Annotated in this window: 15 protein-coding genes; 13 read left to right on the top strand and 2 right to left on the bottom strand. The window is 67.4% G+C overall.

Translation table 11 applies throughout. The features are described 5' to 3' along the window. The first annotated feature begins 233 nt into the window (after positions 1-233). From ndk to moeB, 8 genes are all read left to right on the top strand, one after another. The gene (gene ndk, locus VI08_RS17215) at positions 234-659 is read left to right on the top strand and encodes a nucleoside-diphosphate kinase (protein ID WP_045830853.1); all 426 of its coding nucleotides are present in this window, start codon (positions 234-236) and stop codon (positions 657-659) included. After that, the gene (rlmN, locus tag VI08_RS17210) at positions 656-1792 is read left to right on the top strand and encodes a 23S rRNA (adenine(2503)-C(2))-methyltransferase RlmN (RefSeq protein WP_045830852.1); all 1137 of its coding nucleotides are present in this window, start codon (positions 656-658) and stop codon (positions 1790-1792) included. The genes ndk and rlmN overlap by 4 nt, the downstream gene beginning before the upstream one ends. After that, positions 1782-2564, top strand: coding sequence for a type IV pilus biogenesis/stability protein PilW (gene pilW, locus VI08_RS17205; RefSeq protein WP_045830851.1), 783 nt, complete (start codon positions 1782-1784; stop codon positions 2562-2564). Before rlmN ends, pilW begins: the two co-directional genes overlap by 11 nt. An 89-nt stretch (positions 2565-2653) precedes the next feature. Then, complete coding sequence (locus VI08_RS17200; RefSeq protein ID WP_084621593.1) at positions 2654-3622, top strand: helix-turn-helix domain-containing protein; 969 nt, start codon at positions 2654-2656, stop codon at positions 3620-3622. A gap of 98 nt (positions 3623-3720) precedes the next feature. Then, positions 3721-4371: a YfgM family protein gene (locus VI08_RS17195; RefSeq protein WP_045830850.1), complete on the top strand. Its 651-nt coding sequence runs from the start codon at positions 3721-3723 to the stop codon at positions 4369-4371. Beyond that, complete coding sequence (gene bamB / locus VI08_RS17190) at positions 4368-5564, top strand: outer membrane protein assembly factor BamB (protein WP_045830849.1); 1197 nt, start codon at positions 4368-4370, stop codon at positions 5562-5564. Before VI08_RS17195 ends, bamB begins: the two co-directional genes overlap by 4 nt. Before the next feature lie 26 nt (positions 5565-5590). Continuing rightward, positions 5591-7000, top strand: a complete 1410-nt coding sequence (gene der, locus VI08_RS17185; RefSeq protein ID WP_045830848.1) for a ribosome biogenesis GTPase Der — start codon at positions 5591-5593, stop codon at positions 6998-7000. Between the two features lie 27 nt (positions 7001-7027). Then, the gene (gene moeB / locus VI08_RS17180; RefSeq protein ID WP_045830847.1) at positions 7028-8197 is read left to right on the top strand and encodes a molybdopterin-synthase adenylyltransferase MoeB; all 1170 of its coding nucleotides are present in this window, start codon (positions 7028-7030) and stop codon (positions 8195-8197) included. Positions 8198-8299: 102 nt separating this feature from the next. Here moeB and VI08_RS17175 read toward each other — a convergent pair whose 3' ends face one another. Beyond that, a complete protein-coding gene (locus VI08_RS17175) occupies positions 8300-8872 on the bottom strand; it encodes a GNAT family N-acetyltransferase (RefSeq protein ID WP_045830846.1) in 573 nt (190 codons plus the stop codon). 49 nt (positions 8873-8921) lie between these two features. Between VI08_RS17175 and folD the strand changes: the two genes are divergently transcribed. From folD to VI08_RS17155, 4 genes are all read left to right on the top strand, one after another. After that, the gene (gene folD, locus VI08_RS17170; RefSeq protein ID WP_045830845.1) at positions 8922-9782 is read left to right on the top strand and encodes a bifunctional methylenetetrahydrofolate dehydrogenase/methenyltetrahydrofolate cyclohydrolase FolD; all 861 of its coding nucleotides are present in this window, start codon (positions 8922-8924) and stop codon (positions 9780-9782) included. Between the two features lie 215 nt (positions 9783-9997). Beyond that, positions 9998-11452: an IMP dehydrogenase gene (gene guaB / locus VI08_RS17165; RefSeq protein ID WP_045830844.1), complete on the top strand. Its 1455-nt coding sequence runs from the start codon at positions 9998-10000 to the stop codon at positions 11450-11452. Between the two features lie 94 nt (positions 11453-11546). Further along, complete coding sequence (guaA, locus tag VI08_RS17160; protein WP_045830843.1) at positions 11547-13103, top strand: glutamine-hydrolyzing GMP synthase; 1557 nt, start codon at positions 11547-11549, stop codon at positions 13101-13103. Continuing rightward, positions 13103-13501, top strand: a complete 399-nt coding sequence (locus tag VI08_RS17155; protein WP_045830842.1) for a thiol-disulfide oxidoreductase DCC family protein — start codon at positions 13103-13105, stop codon at positions 13499-13501. Before guaA ends, VI08_RS17155 begins: the two co-directional genes overlap by 1 nt. On the opposite strand, the gene VI08_RS17150 is transcribed toward VI08_RS17155, so the two are convergent. Beyond that, the gene (locus VI08_RS17150; RefSeq protein ID WP_045830841.1) at positions 13498-14424 is read right to left on the bottom strand and encodes an AraC family transcriptional regulator; all 927 of its coding nucleotides are present in this window, start codon (positions 14422-14424) and stop codon (positions 13498-13500) included. The two genes, VI08_RS17155 and VI08_RS17150, sit on opposite strands and share 4 nt — an antisense overlap. A gap of 97 nt (positions 14425-14521) precedes the next feature. Here VI08_RS17150 and VI08_RS17145 point away from each other — a divergent pair, with 97 nt between their 5' ends. Continuing rightward, positions 14522-15517, top strand: a complete 996-nt coding sequence (locus tag VI08_RS17145; protein WP_045830840.1) for an aldo/keto reductase — start codon at positions 14522-14524, stop codon at positions 15515-15517. Positions 15518-15521: the final 4 nt, after the last annotated feature.

Below are 15521 nucleotides of genomic sequence, written 5' to 3'. Positions count from 1 at the left end.
CACTCCGGCGGGGTTAGTTTGAATCAAACGATCGTTTGAGAATACGCCTGCCCCGATTTGGTGGTCAATGTGCGCCGCACAACCCTGCAATCGGCTGGCGAATGAGCTAGAATCCGTCAAGAATTCGTGAGCTAAGTCAGTCATTCCTGACGGCTTTGCCCTCAAACTTTCACCGGGCGCCCGCGTGGGGTCCGGCAAGCTTCGTTTCTTCCAACCTTTCCCGGAGCACCCGTATGGCGCTGGAGCGCACCCTTTCGATCATCAAGCCCGATGCCGTCAAGAAGAACGTCATCGGTGAAATCCTGGCCCGCTTTGAAAAGGCCGGCCTCAAGGTCGTCGCCGCGAAGATGAAGCAGCTGACCCGCGAAGAGGCCGAAGGCTTCTACGCCGTCCACAAGGAGCGCCCGTTCTTCGGCGCGCTGGTCAACTTCATGATTTCCGGCCCGGTCATGATCCAGGCGCTGGAAGGCGAGGGCGCGGTCCTCAAGAACCGCGACCTCATGGGCGCCACCAACCCGAAGGAAGCCGCGCCGGGCACCATCCGCGCCGATTTCGCCGATTCGATCGACGCCAACGCCGTGCACGGTTCGGATTCGCTCGAAAACGCCGCCATCGAAATCAAGTACTTCTTCAACGACGCGGACGTCGTTTCCCACTGAGAACTGCCGTGAATACGCCTGCCGACAAGGTCAACCTGCTCGACTTCGACCGCCAGGGCCTGCGCGATTTCTTCGCCAGCCTGGGCGAGAAGCCGTATCGCGCGGACCAGGTCATGAAGTGGATCTACCACCGCCTCGAAAACAATTTCGAGGCCATGACCGACGTCGGCAAGGCGCTTCGCGAAAAGCTCATTGCCAGCTGCTACATCGGGCCGCCGTCCACCGTGTTCGAGAAGGGCGCGGTCGACGGCACCCACAAGTGGCTGCTGGGCATGGATGGCGGCAACGCCATCGAGACGGTCTACATCCCGGAACCCACCCGCGGCACGCTGTGCGTGTCCTCGCAGGTGGGTTGCGCCCTGAACTGCCAGTTCTGCTCCACGGCCACCCAGGGCTTCTCCCGCAACCTCTCCACGTCCGAGATCATCGGCCAGATGTGGGTCGCGGCCAAATTCCTCGGCAACGTCACGCACCAGCAGCGCCGCATCACCAACGTGGTGATGATGGGCATGGGCGAGCCGCTGCTGAACTTCGATAACGTGGTGAAGGCCATGAGCCTGATGCGCGACGACCTGGGCTTCGGCCTGGCGAGCAAGCGCGTCACGCTGTCCACGGCCGGGCTGGTGCCCATGATCGACCGCCTCTCGGCGGAGAGCGATGTCGCGCTGGCCGTGTCGCTGCACGCCGCCAACGACGAGCTCCGCACCGAGCTGGTGCCGCTCAACAAGCGCTACAACCTGGCCGAGCTCACGGCCGCCTGCGAGCGCTACATCCGCCGGGCGCCGCGCACGCACATCACGTTCGAATACACCCTCATGAAGGGCATCAACGACCGCCCCGAGCACGCGCGCCAGCTCATCAAGTTCATGCGCCGCCTGCCGGGTGCCAACAAGGTCAACCTCATCCCCTTCAACCCGTTCCCGGGCACCCGGTTCGAGCGCTCGGAGCCGGAAGAAATCCGCAATTTCCAGACCCAACTGCTGAACGCGGGCGTGCTGACCATGCTCCGCCGCACCCGCGGCGACGACATCGACGCCGCCTGTGGCCAGCTGAAGGGCCAGGTGGTCGACCGTACCCGCCGCCAGGCGGAGTTCCGAAAGAAGCTCGAAGAAGGGGTTGTGAATGCGGCTTGATCGGTGGGGGATGGTGGCCGCGCTGGCGTTCGCGTGCGCGGGCTGCGTCACGACGGGCGGTGGCCCGGGGTCCAACCTCAAGCCGGATTCCAAGGCCGACGAACGTCGCCACGGCGCCGAGGTCCATACCGAGCTCGGCCGCCGCTACATGGAGCAGGGCAATCTCGAGGGCGCCATGGACAAGCTCAACAAGGCTATCCAGTTCGACCCGAACTTCGCCCCCGCGCGCACCGTGCTCGCGGTGCTGTACGAGCGCATCAAGGACCCGGCCAACGCCGAGCTCAACTACCGCAAGGCGGTGGAGATCGACCCGAAGAAGGGTGACGCCAACAACAACCTCGCGGTGTTCCTGTGCCAGCAGGGCCGCGCGGCCGACGCCAAGCCCTATTTCGACCGTGCGCTGGCCGATCCGTTCTACGGCACGCCCGACGTGGCGTTGAGCAACGCCGGCACGTGCGCCCTCAAGGCGCAGGATTACGACGGCGCCGAGGCCTATTTCCGCAAGGCCCTCGAGCGCAACCCGAATAACGGCGACGCCCTGTTTCAGATGGCGAACGTGTTGTACCTTAAGAACGATGCATTCAGGGCCCGTGCCTTCCTCCAGCGCTTCGAGGCGCTGGGTGTCGACAGCCCCGATGCGTTGAAGCTCGGCCACGATATCGAGCTCCGTCTGGGCAACGGGGAGGTTGCCCAGGATTACGCTAAACGCCTGCGCGCAAAGTTCCCGGATTCGGATCCCGCGCACGCTCTCGAAGCCACAGCACGTCAATGACCACTGCATCGTCGAATTCAAACGGTCGGGACGAGCGCGAGCAGGATCTGTTCGCCGGCATCGAGCCCTTTCAGAGCAGGGAGGACGCCATGGACCCGCAGACTGATTCCCAGGCCGCCGATGGTGGCCGCGTTCTCATCGACCACGCCACCGAAGGCAACTTCGGCGCCCGCCTGCGCGCGGCGCGCGAGGCACGTGGCTACACGATCGAGGCTTGCGGCCAGGCCCTGCGCCTGCCTGTGCGCCTGCTCCGCCAGCTCGAGGCCGGCGAGTACGGCGGCATCGACTACTCCGTCTATTTAAGCGGCTACCTCACCAAGTACGGCCAGTACGTGGGCGTCGAAGAGGCGGCCATCCAGGCCGAACTGGCACGCCACCAGCCGCGCCAGCCCGATCTGGTCGTCACCGGTGGGGTCTCGCACTCGCGTTACCTGCTCGAACGGTATGTCACGGCCGCCACTTACGTGGTGCTGACCGCCATCATCGTGGTGCCCATGGTGTGGCTGGGCGTGCGTGGCACGCTCGACCGCGACATGCCGCGCCTGGCGCCGCTCGACGCCACCCCGGTCGCCCAGCAGGACGCCCCGGCGTCGGCTGGCAGCACCGCGGTGGCCTCGGCTGCGACGCAGCCACCGGCCCCGGTCCCTGCCGCCGAATCGCATGCGGAAGACCAGCCGGTGCTCGCCAGCATGGCGATGTTCCCGCCGCTCGACCACAGCGCCGCCCGGACGCCGCTTGCCACCACGGCCGCCTCGCCGGCACCCGCCGCCGCGGCGGCGGGCCAGGGCGGCCACGACCTCACCCTGAACCTCCCGGCCGCCAGCTGGGTGGAAGTCACGGATGCGGCGGGCCAGCGCCTGGAGTACGGCATCCTGCCGGCCGGCACGCAGAAGTCGTACCACAGCGATTCACCGCTCGACGTGCGCATCGGCAACGCCAACGGCGCCCAGGCCACGGTCGATGGCCAGCCGGTGCAGATCGAGTCGTTCCGCCGCGCCAATGTCGCCCGTTTCCGGGTCGATGTGCGCGACGGCAAGGCCGCACCCATCGCCTACTGATACCCGGCGCCGCCTCGCGGCGCTTTTCGGGTATCCTTCCCTATTGTTTTATTTCCCCTCCAAGGTTTGCTGTGCCCCGGGGCGCAGTGGGTGATCGCATGGCATTCGATATTTACGACGATTACGAACAGGGCGAACGCGTCCAGCAGTGGCTCCGCAAGAACGGCGTTTCCATCGCCGTCGGCATCGCCCTCGGCCTGGTGCTCATCTTTGGCTGGCAGCAGTGGAAATCGCACCGCGCCGGCCACGAGCAGGAGGCCGCCAACGTGTATGCCGCCCTGCAGCTGGCCAACGCCACCAACAAGCCCACCGAAGCCGATGTCCGCACCGAGAGCCTGATGAAGGATTACTCGGATACGGCGTGGGCCGTCTTCGCCGCCGGCGAGCGCGCGCAGCGCAACGTCATGGCGGGCCAGGCCGACAAGGCCGCGGGCGACCTCGACTGGGCGCAGGCCCACGCGAAGGACGATACGCTGAAGGCCCTCGTCGGCCTCCGCGTGGCCCAGCTCAAGTATGCGCAGGGCAAGCCGCAGGACGCCCTCACGGCGCTCGACGCGCTGCAGGGCAAGGGCTTCGATGCCGCCACGCAGGAACTCCGCGGCGATGTGCTGGTCAAGCTGGGACGCCCCGACGACGCACGCAAGGCCTACCAGGCGGCGATCGCCGCCATGGGCGACAGCGCACCGCAGCGCGGTGTGGTTCAAACCAAACTCGATGATCTGGCCGTGGCCGGGAAGCAGGGTGCATGAAACGTTTCTGGGCAATCGCGTTGACCTCCTCGCTGGCCGCCGTGGCCGGCTGCCATTCGTTCAAGAAGGAAAACGTCGAACCGCCGACCCCGCTCGACAAGAAGTTCGAGCCGTCCATCAAGGTTGAGCGCCTGTGGAAGAACAGCGTCGGTGACGGCTCGGCCGAATCCGGCATCCGCATGCGCCCGGCCGTGGTCGACAACGTCGTCTATGCCGCCAGCACCGACGGCAAGCTGGCCGCGTTCGACGCCGCCAGCGGCAAAACCCTGTGGTCGAAGAGCATCCGCCAACACGGCTGGTTCGGCTGGGGCGATGCCAAGCGCGAAGACGCCCGCTTCTCGGGTGGCCCGGGTGTCACGGGCGATCTCCTCGCCGTGGGCACGCTCGATGGCCACGTCTACGCCATGAATGCGAAGGACGGCGAGCGCCGCTGGGCCGCCGAGGTCTCGTCCGAGGTCGTCACGGCACCCGTCATCGTGGGCGACCTCGTCGTGGTCCGCTGCAACGACGGCCGCATCTATGGTCTCGACGCCAAGTCGGGCGAACGCCGCTGGGTGTACGACCAGTCGCAGGTGCCGCTGCTCAGCCTCCGCGGCAACGGCCGCCTGCTGGTGGCCAATGGCGTGGTCTTCTCCGGCAGCGACGCCGGCAAGCTCGTCGCCATCCGCCTCGACAATGGCGAGAAGCTTTGGGAGCAGACCCTCGCCAGCGGCGAGGGCCGCACCGAGATCGATCGCCTCAACGACGCCGACGGCGCCATCAGCCTCGACGGCACCACCCTCTACGGTGGCGCCTACCACGGCCAGATCGCGGCGTTCGACGGCCCCAGCGGCCGCCCGCTGTGGAACCACAACTTCTCGACGTTCACCTCGCTCGACGTGCACGGCAACGGGGTCTATGGCGCGGACGACACCTCCCAGGTGTTCGCCTTCGACAAGGCCAGCGGCGCCAACATCTGGAAGCAGGACGCCCTCAAGTGGCGCTGGGTCACCGGCCCCGCGGCGCAGGGTGATTACCTGGTCGTGGGCGACCTCGATGGCCACATCCACTGGCTGAACAGCGCCGACGGCAAGATCGTCGCCCGCGAGCGCCTGTCGAAGAAGGCCATCCGCGCCCAGCCCGTCGTCTCGGGCGATACCGTGTATGTCGAGGACGTGGAAGGCCACGTCGGCGCATACCGCGTCGCCCACTGATCCACTGAAGGACCCTTGCTTCCCCCATGTTGCCCGTCATCGCCCTGGTCGGCCGTCCCAACGTCGGTAAGTCGACCCTCTTCAATGCGCTGACGCGTAGCAGGGACGCCCTCGTCGCCGACATGCCCGGCGTCACGCGCGACCGCCACTACGGCATCTGCCACCTGGGCGAGCGCCCGTTCGTGGTGGTCGACACCGGCGGCCTCTCGGGCAGCGACGAAGGCATCGAGGGCCTCACGGCCCAGCAGGTTCGCCTCGCCATCGGCGAAGCGAACCTGCTCGTCTTCGTGGTCGATGCCCGCGACGGCATCCTTCCGCTCGATGCCAGCATCCTTGGCGAGCTCCGCCGCAGCGGCAAGCCGGTCATCGTCGTCGTCAATAAAACCGACGGCACCGACGAGCCCACGGTCATGGCCGAGTTCGCGTCGTTCGGCGTCGCGCAGACCCTGCCCATGTCGGCGGCGCACAATCGCGGCATCGATGTCCTCGTGGCCAGCGCGCTGCCGCACCTGCCGCCGGATGAAGACGATGGCGCCGAGGCGCGCCTGTCGCTGGAGGAGCAGGGCATGCGCGTGGCCATCGTCGGCCGCCCCAATGCCGGCAAGTCCACGCTCATCAACCGCCTCCTGGGCGAAGACCGCCTCATCGTTTCCGACCTGGCGGGCACCACGCGCGATCCCATCCGCGTGCGGCTGGAGCGCGACGGCAAGCGTTACACGCTTATCGATACCGCCGGCGTGCGGCGCAAGGCGCGCGTGGAAGAGGCAGTGGAGAAGTTCAGCGTCATCAAGACGTTGCAGTCCATTGCCGCGGCGCAGGTCACGGTGCTGATGATCGACGCCCGCGAGAACCTCGCCGACCAGGACCTTACCCTCATCGGCCACGTCATCGAGGAGGGCCGCGCCCTCGTCATCGCCGTGAACAAGTGGGATGGCCTGGACGCCTACCAGCGCGAGCAGACGGTCAAGGCGCTCGAGCGCCGCCTGCAGTTCGCCAGCTGGGCCAAGATCGTCTTCATCTCGGCGCTGCACGGCTCGGGCATGCGCGAGCTGATGCGCTCCGTGGTGCGCGCCCACACGGCGGCGACTAAGGAGCTCTCCTCGAGCGACCTCACGCGCACGCTGGAAAAGGCCTACGAGTCGTACCAGCCGCCGCTGGTGCGCGGGCATGCGCCCAAGCTGCGCTACGCGCACCCGGGCGGCAACAACCCGCCCACCATCGTCATCCACGGCAGCCGCACGAAGCACATCGCGCCGGCCTACCGTCGCTACCTCGAAAACTTCTTCCGCACGCGCTACAAGCTGGAAGGCACGCCTATCCGCATCGATTTCCGCGACGGCGAGAACCCGTTCGCCGGCAAGAAGAACGAGCTGACGGCGAGCCAGGCGCGCAAGCGCCAGCGCATGATCCGCAACGCGAAGCGGCGCGAGAAGTAAGCGCGCCGCACCTTTCGGAGGTGCCGCATGACCGAAGGCCTCGATCGCGAACGCTGGCTGGAAAGCCTGCGGGCCCGCGTCCCCGAAACCACGGCCACCGATGCCCTGGCGCGCCAGCGGGGCGGCGCCTTGCTGGTCGATGTGCGCGAGGATAACGAGCGGGCCACGGGTACGCCCACGGGGGCCCACGGGCTGTCGCGCGGCTTCCTCGAGCTGCGCATCGAGCAGGTCGAACCGGATCGTGATCGCGAGGTGCTGCTGCTTTGCGGCAGTGGCCAACGCTCGCTCCTGGCCACCGAGGCGCTGCAGCGCATGGGCTACCGCCGGGTGCATTCCGTGGCGGGCGGCATGGCCGCGTGGAAAGCCGCCGGGTTGCCGGTGACGACAGGCGCGCTGGACACCGACGCCGCCGAGCGTTACAGCCGCCAGGTGCTGCTGCCGCAGGTGGGCGAGGCGGGGCAGGCGAAGCTGGCCTCCGCGCGCGTCGTGGTCATCGGCGCGGGCGGCCTCGGCGCCCCCGCCTTGCTTTACCTGGCCGCCGCCGGGGTGGGCCACGTCACCGTCATCGATGACGATCGGGTGGAGCGTTCCAACCTCCACCGCCAGGTGGTGCACGCTGATGCGCGCGTGGGGATGGGCAAGGGCGAATCCGCCCGCATGACGCTGCTCGCCCTCAACCCCCGCGTCGACGTGACAGTGATTGCCGAGCGGCTATGCGCGTCCAACGTCGAGGCCCTGGTCCGTGGCCACGACGTCGTGCTCGATGGCGCGGACAACTTCGCCACGCGCTACCTCCTGGCCGCCGCCACGCGGCGCCTTGGCATCCCCATGGTGTACGCCGCCATCGAGCGCTTCACCGGCCAGGCCAGCGTCTTCGACCCCCGCAGCGACGAGTCGCCGTGTTATCGCTGCCTGTTCCCGGAGCCGCCCGCCGCCGGCGACGCCCCGAACTGCGCCGAGGCCGGCGTGCTCGGTGTGCTGCCCGGCACGCTGGGCCTCGTGCAGGCCACCGAAACGCTCAAGCTCCTTTTGGGCATCGGTGAGCCACTGGTCGGCCGGCTGCTCACCTACGATGCGCTGGGCATGCGCTTCCGGGAACTGAAGCTGCACCGCGACCCCGAGTGCCCGGGCTGTGGGCCAGCAGCGACGTTCGAAGGCTACGCAGACCTCGAACGCATGTGCGCCGCCGCACATTGAACACCCCCGTGTAGGAGCCCACCTCCGTGGGCGACAGCTCCCGGCGAAGAGCAACAGGACCTGGGGCGGAGGCGCAAAAGATGTCGCCCACGGAGTGGGCTCCTACGGGCGGGCAGTATCCTTGGGAAAAACGGAGTACATGGCAGCGTCCACGCATGATCCGTTTATAATCAATCTATTGCGTAACATTCCTTCGAAAGTGCCTCCGATGCGTTCGGCGGCTTTCCGGCTCGGCAGGTTGTCGCGCGCGGCCACGATCTCAATCCGGCTCAGGCCGGCCACCTCGAACGCCCAGCGTAGCGCCAGCTTGCCGGCGCGGGTGACCAGGCCCTGCCGCTGTGCCGACTCACGTACCCAGTAGCCCAGGTTGGCGAAGCGGTGTTCGCGGTTGCGCTGGTTCACGCCCATGCCGCCAAGGAAGGTATCGGTGCGGGCGTCGACGATCAGCATCTCGAAGCCGTCGCCGAGCAGCCACGCCTGCTTGCAGAGGCGGATCCAGTCCTGCGCGGTGGCCGTGTCATAGTCGGCACGCGCCCAGGCGAGCCAGGGGCCGGCCGTGGCGACGGATTCGCGCACCGCCGCGGCCAGCGCTTCGGCGTCGGCGTCGCGGTACGCGCGCAGCGTGACCACGCCGTCGGTCAGGTCATGCGGGTAGGGCACGGTATCAATGGTCATTCGCCATTAAATCACGGATAATGCACCGCTTTTCGCAGGGCGAACTTCCATGACCGCACGTATCCTCGACGGCAAGCGCATCGCCCACGAACTGCTCGAACACATTGCCCGCCGCGTGGCGAAGCGCGTTGACGAAGGCCGCGGCAAACCCGGCCTGGCCGTGGTGCTGGTCGGCGAGGACCCGGCTTCCGCCGTGTACGTCAAGAACAAGCGCCGCGCCTGCCAGCAGGTGGGCTTCGAATCGTTCGGCTACGACCTGCCAGCCGAGACCACGCAGGACGAACTGTTCGCGCTCATCGACCGGCTCAACGCCGACCCGGCCGTGCACGGCATCCTCGTGCAGTCGCCGCTGCCGCACCATATCGACGAGGACGCGCTGGTCGACCGCATCGATGCACGCAAGGATGTCGACGGCTTCCAGGCGGTCAACGTGGGTCGCCTCGCGCTGCGCCGTTTCGGCCTGCGCCCGTGCACGCCCAAGGGCGTCATGACGCTGCTTGGCCATACCGATCGCCCGGTGCGCGGGCGCCATGCGGTGATTGTCGGCGTCTCCAATCATGTGGGCCGTCCGCTCGCACTTGAGCTACTAATTGCAGGCTGTACAGTCACTTCCTGCCACAAGTTCACGCAGGATCTCGAAAGCTTCGTCCGCCAGGCCGATATCCTCGTGGTGGCCGCTGGCAAGCCCGGGCTGGTGAAGGGCGACTGGGTGAAGCCGGGCGCCGTCGTCGTGGACGTGGGCATCAACCGCCTGGAAGACGGCCGGCTCGTCGGCGACGTGGAGTTTGGCCCGGCCGCCGAGCGCGCCGCCTGGATCACCCCGGTGCCGGGTGGCGTGGGCCCGATGACGGTGGCCACCCTGATGGAAAACACCCTCGAAGCCGCCGACGCCCTCGACAACGCGATGTAGGAGCCCACTCCGTGGGCGACGCCTTTCGCGACGGCGCCAAAGGTCTCGCAGCGAGTCGCGCGAAGATGTCGCCCACGGGTGTGGGCTCCTACCGCCAGGTTTCGGCAGTGGGTGGGGTTGTCGGTGCGCAGAGACACCAGATGATGTGTCGCACCCCCTGTCGCAATGTTGCAACGCGAGGTATAATGGCGTGATTTACTCGCGGGACTAATGCTATGCGCATCCTTGCCGAGGCACTCACTTACGACGACGTGTTTCTGGTTCCCGGCCACTCCACGGTTCTGCCGCGCGACGTGGATACCTCAACGCGGTTCACCCGCGGCCTCCGCCTGAATATCCCGATCGTGTCCGCCGCCATGGATACCGTCACCGAGGCGCGGCTGGCGATCACCATGGCCCAGAACGGCGGCCTTGGCATCATCCACAAGAACCTCACGCCGCAGCAGCAGGCCGAGCAGGTTCGCCTCGTCAAGAAGTTCGAGGCCGGGGTCATCCGCAGCCCCATCACCGTGCGCCCCGACACGTCCATCGGCGAAGTCATCGCCCTGACCCGCGCGCACAATATCTCCGGTGTCCCCGTCGTTGACGGCGAGCGCCTGGTCGGCATCGTCACCGGCCGCGACATGCGCTTCGAGCGCAAGCACGACGACCCCGTCCGCAACATCATGACGCGCGAAGAGCGCCTCATCACGGTGAAGGAAGGCGCGTCCCACGACGAAGTCCTCGAGCTCCTCCACCGCAACCGCATCGAAAAGGTCCTGGTCGTCAACGACGATTTCCAGCTCCGTGGCCTCATCACGGTGAAGGACATCCAAAAGGCCCGCGACAACCCGCATGCCGCCAAGGATTCGCACGAGCGCCTCGTCGTCGGCGCTGCCGTCGGCGTGGGTGGCGACACCGAGCAGCGCGTCGAGGCCCTCGTGGCCGCTGGCGTCGATGTCATCGTCGTCGATACCGCCCACGGCCATTCGCAGGGTGTGATCGACCGCGCCGGCTGGGTGAAGAAGCGCTACCCGCAGGTGCAGGTCGTTGCCGGCAACATCGTCACCGGCGAAGCCGCGCGCGCGCTGCTCGATGCCGGCGTCGACGCCGTCAAGGTCGGCGTGGGCCCGGGCTCCATCTGCACCACCCGCATCGTCACCGGCATTGGCGTGCCGCAGATCACCTCCATCGACCTGGTCGCCACCGCGCTCAAGGGCGAGATCCCGCTCATCGCCGACGGCGGCATCCGCTACTCCGGCGACATCCCCAAGGCGCTGGCCGCCGGCGCGTCTTCGGTCATGCTGGGCTCCATGTTCGCCGGCACCGAGGAATCCCCGGGCGAGGTCGAGCTGTTCCAGGGCCGCTCCTACAAGAGCTACCGCGGCATGGGCTCCATCGGCGCCATGCAGCTCGGCTCGAAGGATCGCTACTTCCAGGACGAAGCCGACGCCGACAAGCTGGTGCCGGAAGGCATCGAAGGCCGCGTCCCGTACCGTGGCCAGATGCGCAACATCATCCACCAGCTGATGGGTGGCCTGCGTGCGTCCATGGGCTACATGGGCACGGCCAACATCGACGAGATCCACCAGAAGGCCCAGTTCGTGAAGGTCACGGGTGCCGGCGTGCGCGAAGCGCACCCGCACGATGTGCAGATCACGAAGGAAGCGCCCAACTACCGCCTGGACTGACGCCGCCAGGCGCTCTTCCCGGTGGACCCAGGACGCCCGCTCGCAGTGGGCGTTCTGCTTTTTGACTTACCGCATGCCACTGCAGGCCGTTCCGATGACCGACATCCATAGCGACAAGATCCTCATCCTCGACTTTGGCTCGCAGTACACGCAGCTGATCGCCCGCCGCATCCGCGAGATCGGTGTCTATTGCGAAGTGTGGGCCTGGGATCACGCCCCGGAAGAGATCCCCGGCTTCAACCCGCGCGGTGTCATCCTCTCGGGTGGCCCGGAATCCGTCACCGAGGCCGACTCGCCGCGCGCCCCTCAGGTGGTCTTCGAACTGGGCGTGCCGGTGCTTGGCATCTGCTACGGCATGCAGACCATGTCCGAGCAGCTCGGCGGCAAGGTCGAAGCCGGCCACCACCGCGAGTTCGGCCCGGCCACGGTCACCTTCGCCTCGTGCGGCCTGTTCGACAGCGTGATGGACGACGGTGAAGCCCTGGGCGTGTGGATGTCCCACGGCGACCGCGTCACCAAGCTGCCCGACGGCTTCCGCCCCACGGCCTCCACGCCCAGCCTGCCGCTGGCCGCCATGGCCGACGACGCGCGCCGCTTCTACGGCCTGCAGTTCCACCCGGAAGTCACCCACACCAAGAAGGGCATGGAGCTGCTGCGCCGCTTCGTCGTCGATCTCTGCGGCTCGGCCACCCTGTGGGATGCCGCGCACATCATCGAGGACGCCGTGGCCCGCGTCCGCGAGCAGGTGGGTTCCGATCGCGTGCTGCTGGGCCTGAGCGGTGGCGTCGACTCCTCCGTCGTCGCCGCGCTGCTGGAGAAGGCCATCGGCCACCAGCTCACCTGCGTGTTCGTCGACACCGGCCTGCTGCGCTACCAGGAAGGCGACCAGGTGATGGCCACCATGGCCGAGCACATGGGCGTCCATGTCATCCGCGTCGACGCGAAGCAGCGCTTCTTCGATGCCCTGGCCGGCGTGGACGACCCGGAAGCCAAGCGCAAGGTCATCGGCCGCCTGTTCGTCGAGGTGTTCGACGAGGAATCCGCCAAGCTCGAAGGCGTGAAGTGGCTGGCCCAGGGCACCATCTACCCTGACGTGATCGAATCCGCCGGCAGCAAGACGGGCAAGGCCCACGTCATCAAGAGCCACCACAACGTGGGCGGCCTGCCGGAGCACATGAAGCTCAAGCTCGTCGAGCCGCTGCGCGAGCTGTTCAAGGACGAGGTGCGCCGCATCGGCGTCGAGCTCGGCCTGCCGCGCGAGATGGTCTACCGCCACCCGTTCCCGGGCCCGGGCCTGGGCGTGCGCGTGCTGGGCGAGGTGAAGCCGGAATACGTCGACCTGTTGCAGCGCGCCGATGCCATCTTCATCGAAGAACTCCGCGCGCACGGCCTGTACGACCGCGTGAGCCAGGCCTTCGCCGTGTTCCTGCCGGTGCGTTCGGTGGGTGTCGTCGGCGACGGCCGTGCTTATGAGTGGGTGATCGCCCTGCGAGCCGTGGAGACGATCGACTTCATGACGGCGCACTGGGCGCACCTGCCGTATGACTTCCTTGATAAGTGCTCTACGCGTATTATCAATGAGTTGCGTGGTATTTCTCGTGTTGTTTATGACATCTCGGGCAAGCCGCCGGCGACGATTGAGTGGGAGTGATGGCCGGCGGGCCGGTCATCCTTTTCGATGCCGAGTGCGTCCTGTGCTCGGCTAACGCCCAGTTCGTGCTGAACCACGACAAGGCGGGCCGGTTCCGGCTCGCCGCCATGCAGGGGCCGGTAGGTACCGAGCTTTGCCTGGCGAACGGCCTCGACCCGGCCAACCCCACCACCATCCTCGTGGTCGATGGCAGCCGGGTATGGCGCGACAGTGATGCGGTGTGCGAGATCTACTCGCGCCTCGCCTTCCCATGGCGCGCGCTTTCGGTCGCAAGGTACGTGCCGCGATTCCTGCGTGATCCGGTTTATCGGTGGGTGGCGCGGCATCGCTACCGGCTGTTTGGCAAGCGCGACACCTGCTGGTTGCCAGCGGATGAATTCAGGGACCGCCTGCTCTAGGCCATGGCGCTACGCGTTGCGAGCCGGAACGCCCGCGGCGATTCCCCCGTGGCGCGTTTGAACGCCGTGCTGAACGCACTCTCCGACGCATAACCCAGCTCCTGCGCGAGCACCGCCACCGATGCCTTGCCTTCGCGCAGCGAGCGGCTGGCGAGGTGCATCCGCCATGCCGTGAGGTACGCCAGCGGCGTGGCGCCGGCGACATCGCGGAAGCGGTTGGCGAAGGTGGTGCGCGACATGGCGCAGGCCTGGGCCAGTTCCTCGAGGCCCCAGCCGCGGGCAGGGTCCGCGTGCATCAGGCGCACGGCCGGCGCGATGCGCGGGTCGCCCAGGGCACGTAGCCAGCCGGCGGGCATGGGGCCCGAGGTCTGCAGGTGCGCACGCAGGACCTGGATGAAGAGCAATTGCGAGAGCTGCGCCGCGGCTAGCTGGTTACCGGGCAGGGTGGCCCGGCGTTCCGCGACCAGCTCGGCAAGCAGCCAGCGGAACGATGCCGCCTGGGGCGAGGTGGCGTCGACGTGGATCCACGCTGGTAGCACATCGGCGAGCAGGCGCCCGCTGGCCGGATCGAGCAGCACGTGGCCACCGATATGCGCGAAGTCCTGGCCGTCGCCGAGCATGGCGACGCTTTTGCCCGAACCCGAGAAGACCGCCATCGCATCCACGGGCGTGACGCCGACGGCGCTGGAAAGCACCAGGCCGCGTGGTGCCGTGATGAGGCCCACGTCGCCCGTGCCGAACCAGGTGGGCTCGGGCTCGCCCTCGATGGTGACCCAGCATCCGCCGTTCACCACGGCGAAGAACTTGATGCTGCTGGGCGGCGGGAAGCGTATGGCCCACTCGCCGCCGGCGGAGAAGCCGCCCGTTACCAACGATTGCGCCTGGGTGAACCTGAGGATGTCCGAAAACGGGTCGGTGCTCATGCTCGTACTCTCGCGCAATTAATTCGCACTATAAAGTATTCGAAGTACAGCGTGTTCTCCCTAACCTTGTCGGTATCCCTTTACCGACGAGAACCCCATGACACATCACACGCGCAAGCTCGGCTCCCAGGGCCTCGAGGTGGGGGCCATCGGCCTCGGCTGCATGGGCATGAGCCAGTCTTACGGCCCGGCCGACGACGGCGAGTCGATCGCCACGCTGCATCGCGCCGTAGAACTCGGCTGCAACTTCTTCGACACCGCCGAGGGCTACGGCCCCTACGCCAATGAAGAACTGCTTGGGCGTGCCTTCCGGGGCCGTCGCGAAGAGGTGGTGCTCGCCACCAAGTTCGGCTTCCGCTTTGAAAACGGCAAGCAGGTCGGCGCGGAGACCGACAGCCGCCCGGCCAGTATCCGCCGCGCGGTGGAAGGCTCGCTGCGCCGCCTGCAGACTGAGCACATCGATCTGCTGTACCAGCACCGCCTGGACCGCAACGTGCCGATCGAAGACGTCGCCGGCACCGTGGGCGACCTGATCAGCGAGGGCAAGGTGCGCTTCTTCGGCCTCTCGGAAGTGGGCGTGGCCACGTTGCGCCGTGCGCACGCCGTGCATCCGGTCTCGGCGTTGCAGAGCGAGTATTCGCTGTGGGAACGCAACCTGGAGCCGGATGTCATCCCCGTGCTGCGCGAGCTTGGCATCGGCCTCGTGCCGTTCTGCCCGCTGGGCCGCGGCTTCCTAGCCGGTGGCGTCAGGCGAGCCGAGGATTACCCGGAAGGGGACACCCGCCGCATCGACCCGCGCTACCAGGGCGCGAACTACGACCAGAACGTGGCGGCGGCCCGCACCGTGTTCGACGTCGCCGCGCGCGTCGGGGCAAAACCCGGGCAGGTCGCGCTGGCGTGGTTGCTGGCAAAGGGCGACGGCATCGTGCCGATCCCCGGTACCAAGCGCCGTGCGTACCTCGAAGAGAACATCGCGGCCGCCTTGCTCCACCTCGATGCCGCCGACATGGCGGCGCTCGATGAAGCGCTTGCCGCCGGCACGGTCGCGGGCAACCGCTACCCCGATTTCGTCATGGCCACCATTGACCGCTGAGGCC

The organism is Luteibacter yeojuensis, from assembly GCF_000964085.1.
Lineage (GTDB): Bacteria > Pseudomonadota > Gammaproteobacteria > Xanthomonadales > Rhodanobacteraceae > Luteibacter > Luteibacter yeojuensis_A.
The sequence above is the reverse complement of the archived record's forward strand: the minus strand, read 5'-3'. Positions and strand labels throughout refer to the sequence as shown.

What these genes read in the sequence shown, in the direction of transcription:
- ndk (WP_045830853.1), top strand. Translation starts at nt 234, where the DNA reads ATGGCGCTGGAGCGCACCCTTTCGATCATCAAGCCCGATGCCGTCAAG.
- pilW (WP_045830851.1), top strand. Translation starts at nt 1,782, where the DNA reads ATGCGGCTTGATCGGTGGGGGATGGTGGCCGCGCTGGCGTTCGCGTGC.
- VI08_RS17200 (WP_084621593.1), top strand. Translation starts at nt 2,654, where the DNA reads ATGGACCCGCAGACTGATTCCCAGGCCGCCGATGGTGGCCGCGTTCTC.
- VI08_RS17195 (WP_045830850.1), top strand. Translation starts at nt 3,721, where the DNA reads ATGGCATTCGATATTTACGACGATTACGAACAGGGCGAACGCGTCCAG.
- bamB (WP_045830849.1), top strand. Translation starts at nt 4,368, where the DNA reads ATGAAACGTTTCTGGGCAATCGCGTTGACCTCCTCGCTGGCCGCCGTG.
- der (WP_045830848.1), top strand. Translation starts at nt 5,591, where the DNA reads ATGTTGCCCGTCATCGCCCTGGTCGGCCGTCCCAACGTCGGTAAGTCG.
- moeB (WP_045830847.1), top strand. Translation starts at nt 7,028, where the DNA reads ATGACCGAAGGCCTCGATCGCGAACGCTGGCTGGAAAGCCTGCGGGCC.
- VI08_RS17175 (WP_045830846.1), bottom strand. Translation starts at nt 8,872, where the DNA reads ATGACCATTGATACCGTGCCCTACCCGCATGACCTGACCGACGGCGTG.
- folD (WP_045830845.1), top strand. Translation starts at nt 8,922, where the DNA reads ATGACCGCACGTATCCTCGACGGCAAGCGCATCGCCCACGAACTGCTC.
- guaB (WP_045830844.1), top strand. Translation starts at nt 9,998, where the DNA reads ATGCGCATCCTTGCCGAGGCACTCACTTACGACGACGTGTTTCTGGTT.
- guaA (WP_045830843.1), top strand. Translation starts at nt 11,547, where the DNA reads ATGACCGACATCCATAGCGACAAGATCCTCATCCTCGACTTTGGCTCG.
- VI08_RS17155 (WP_045830842.1), top strand. Translation starts at nt 13,103, where the DNA reads ATGGCCGGCGGGCCGGTCATCCTTTTCGATGCCGAGTGCGTCCTGTGC.
- VI08_RS17150 (WP_045830841.1), bottom strand. Translation starts at nt 14,424, where the DNA reads ATGAGCACCGACCCGTTTTCGGACATCCTCAGGTTCACCCAGGCGCAA.
- VI08_RS17145 (WP_045830840.1), top strand. Translation starts at nt 14,522, where the DNA reads ATGACACATCACACGCGCAAGCTCGGCTCCCAGGGCCTCGAGGTGGGG.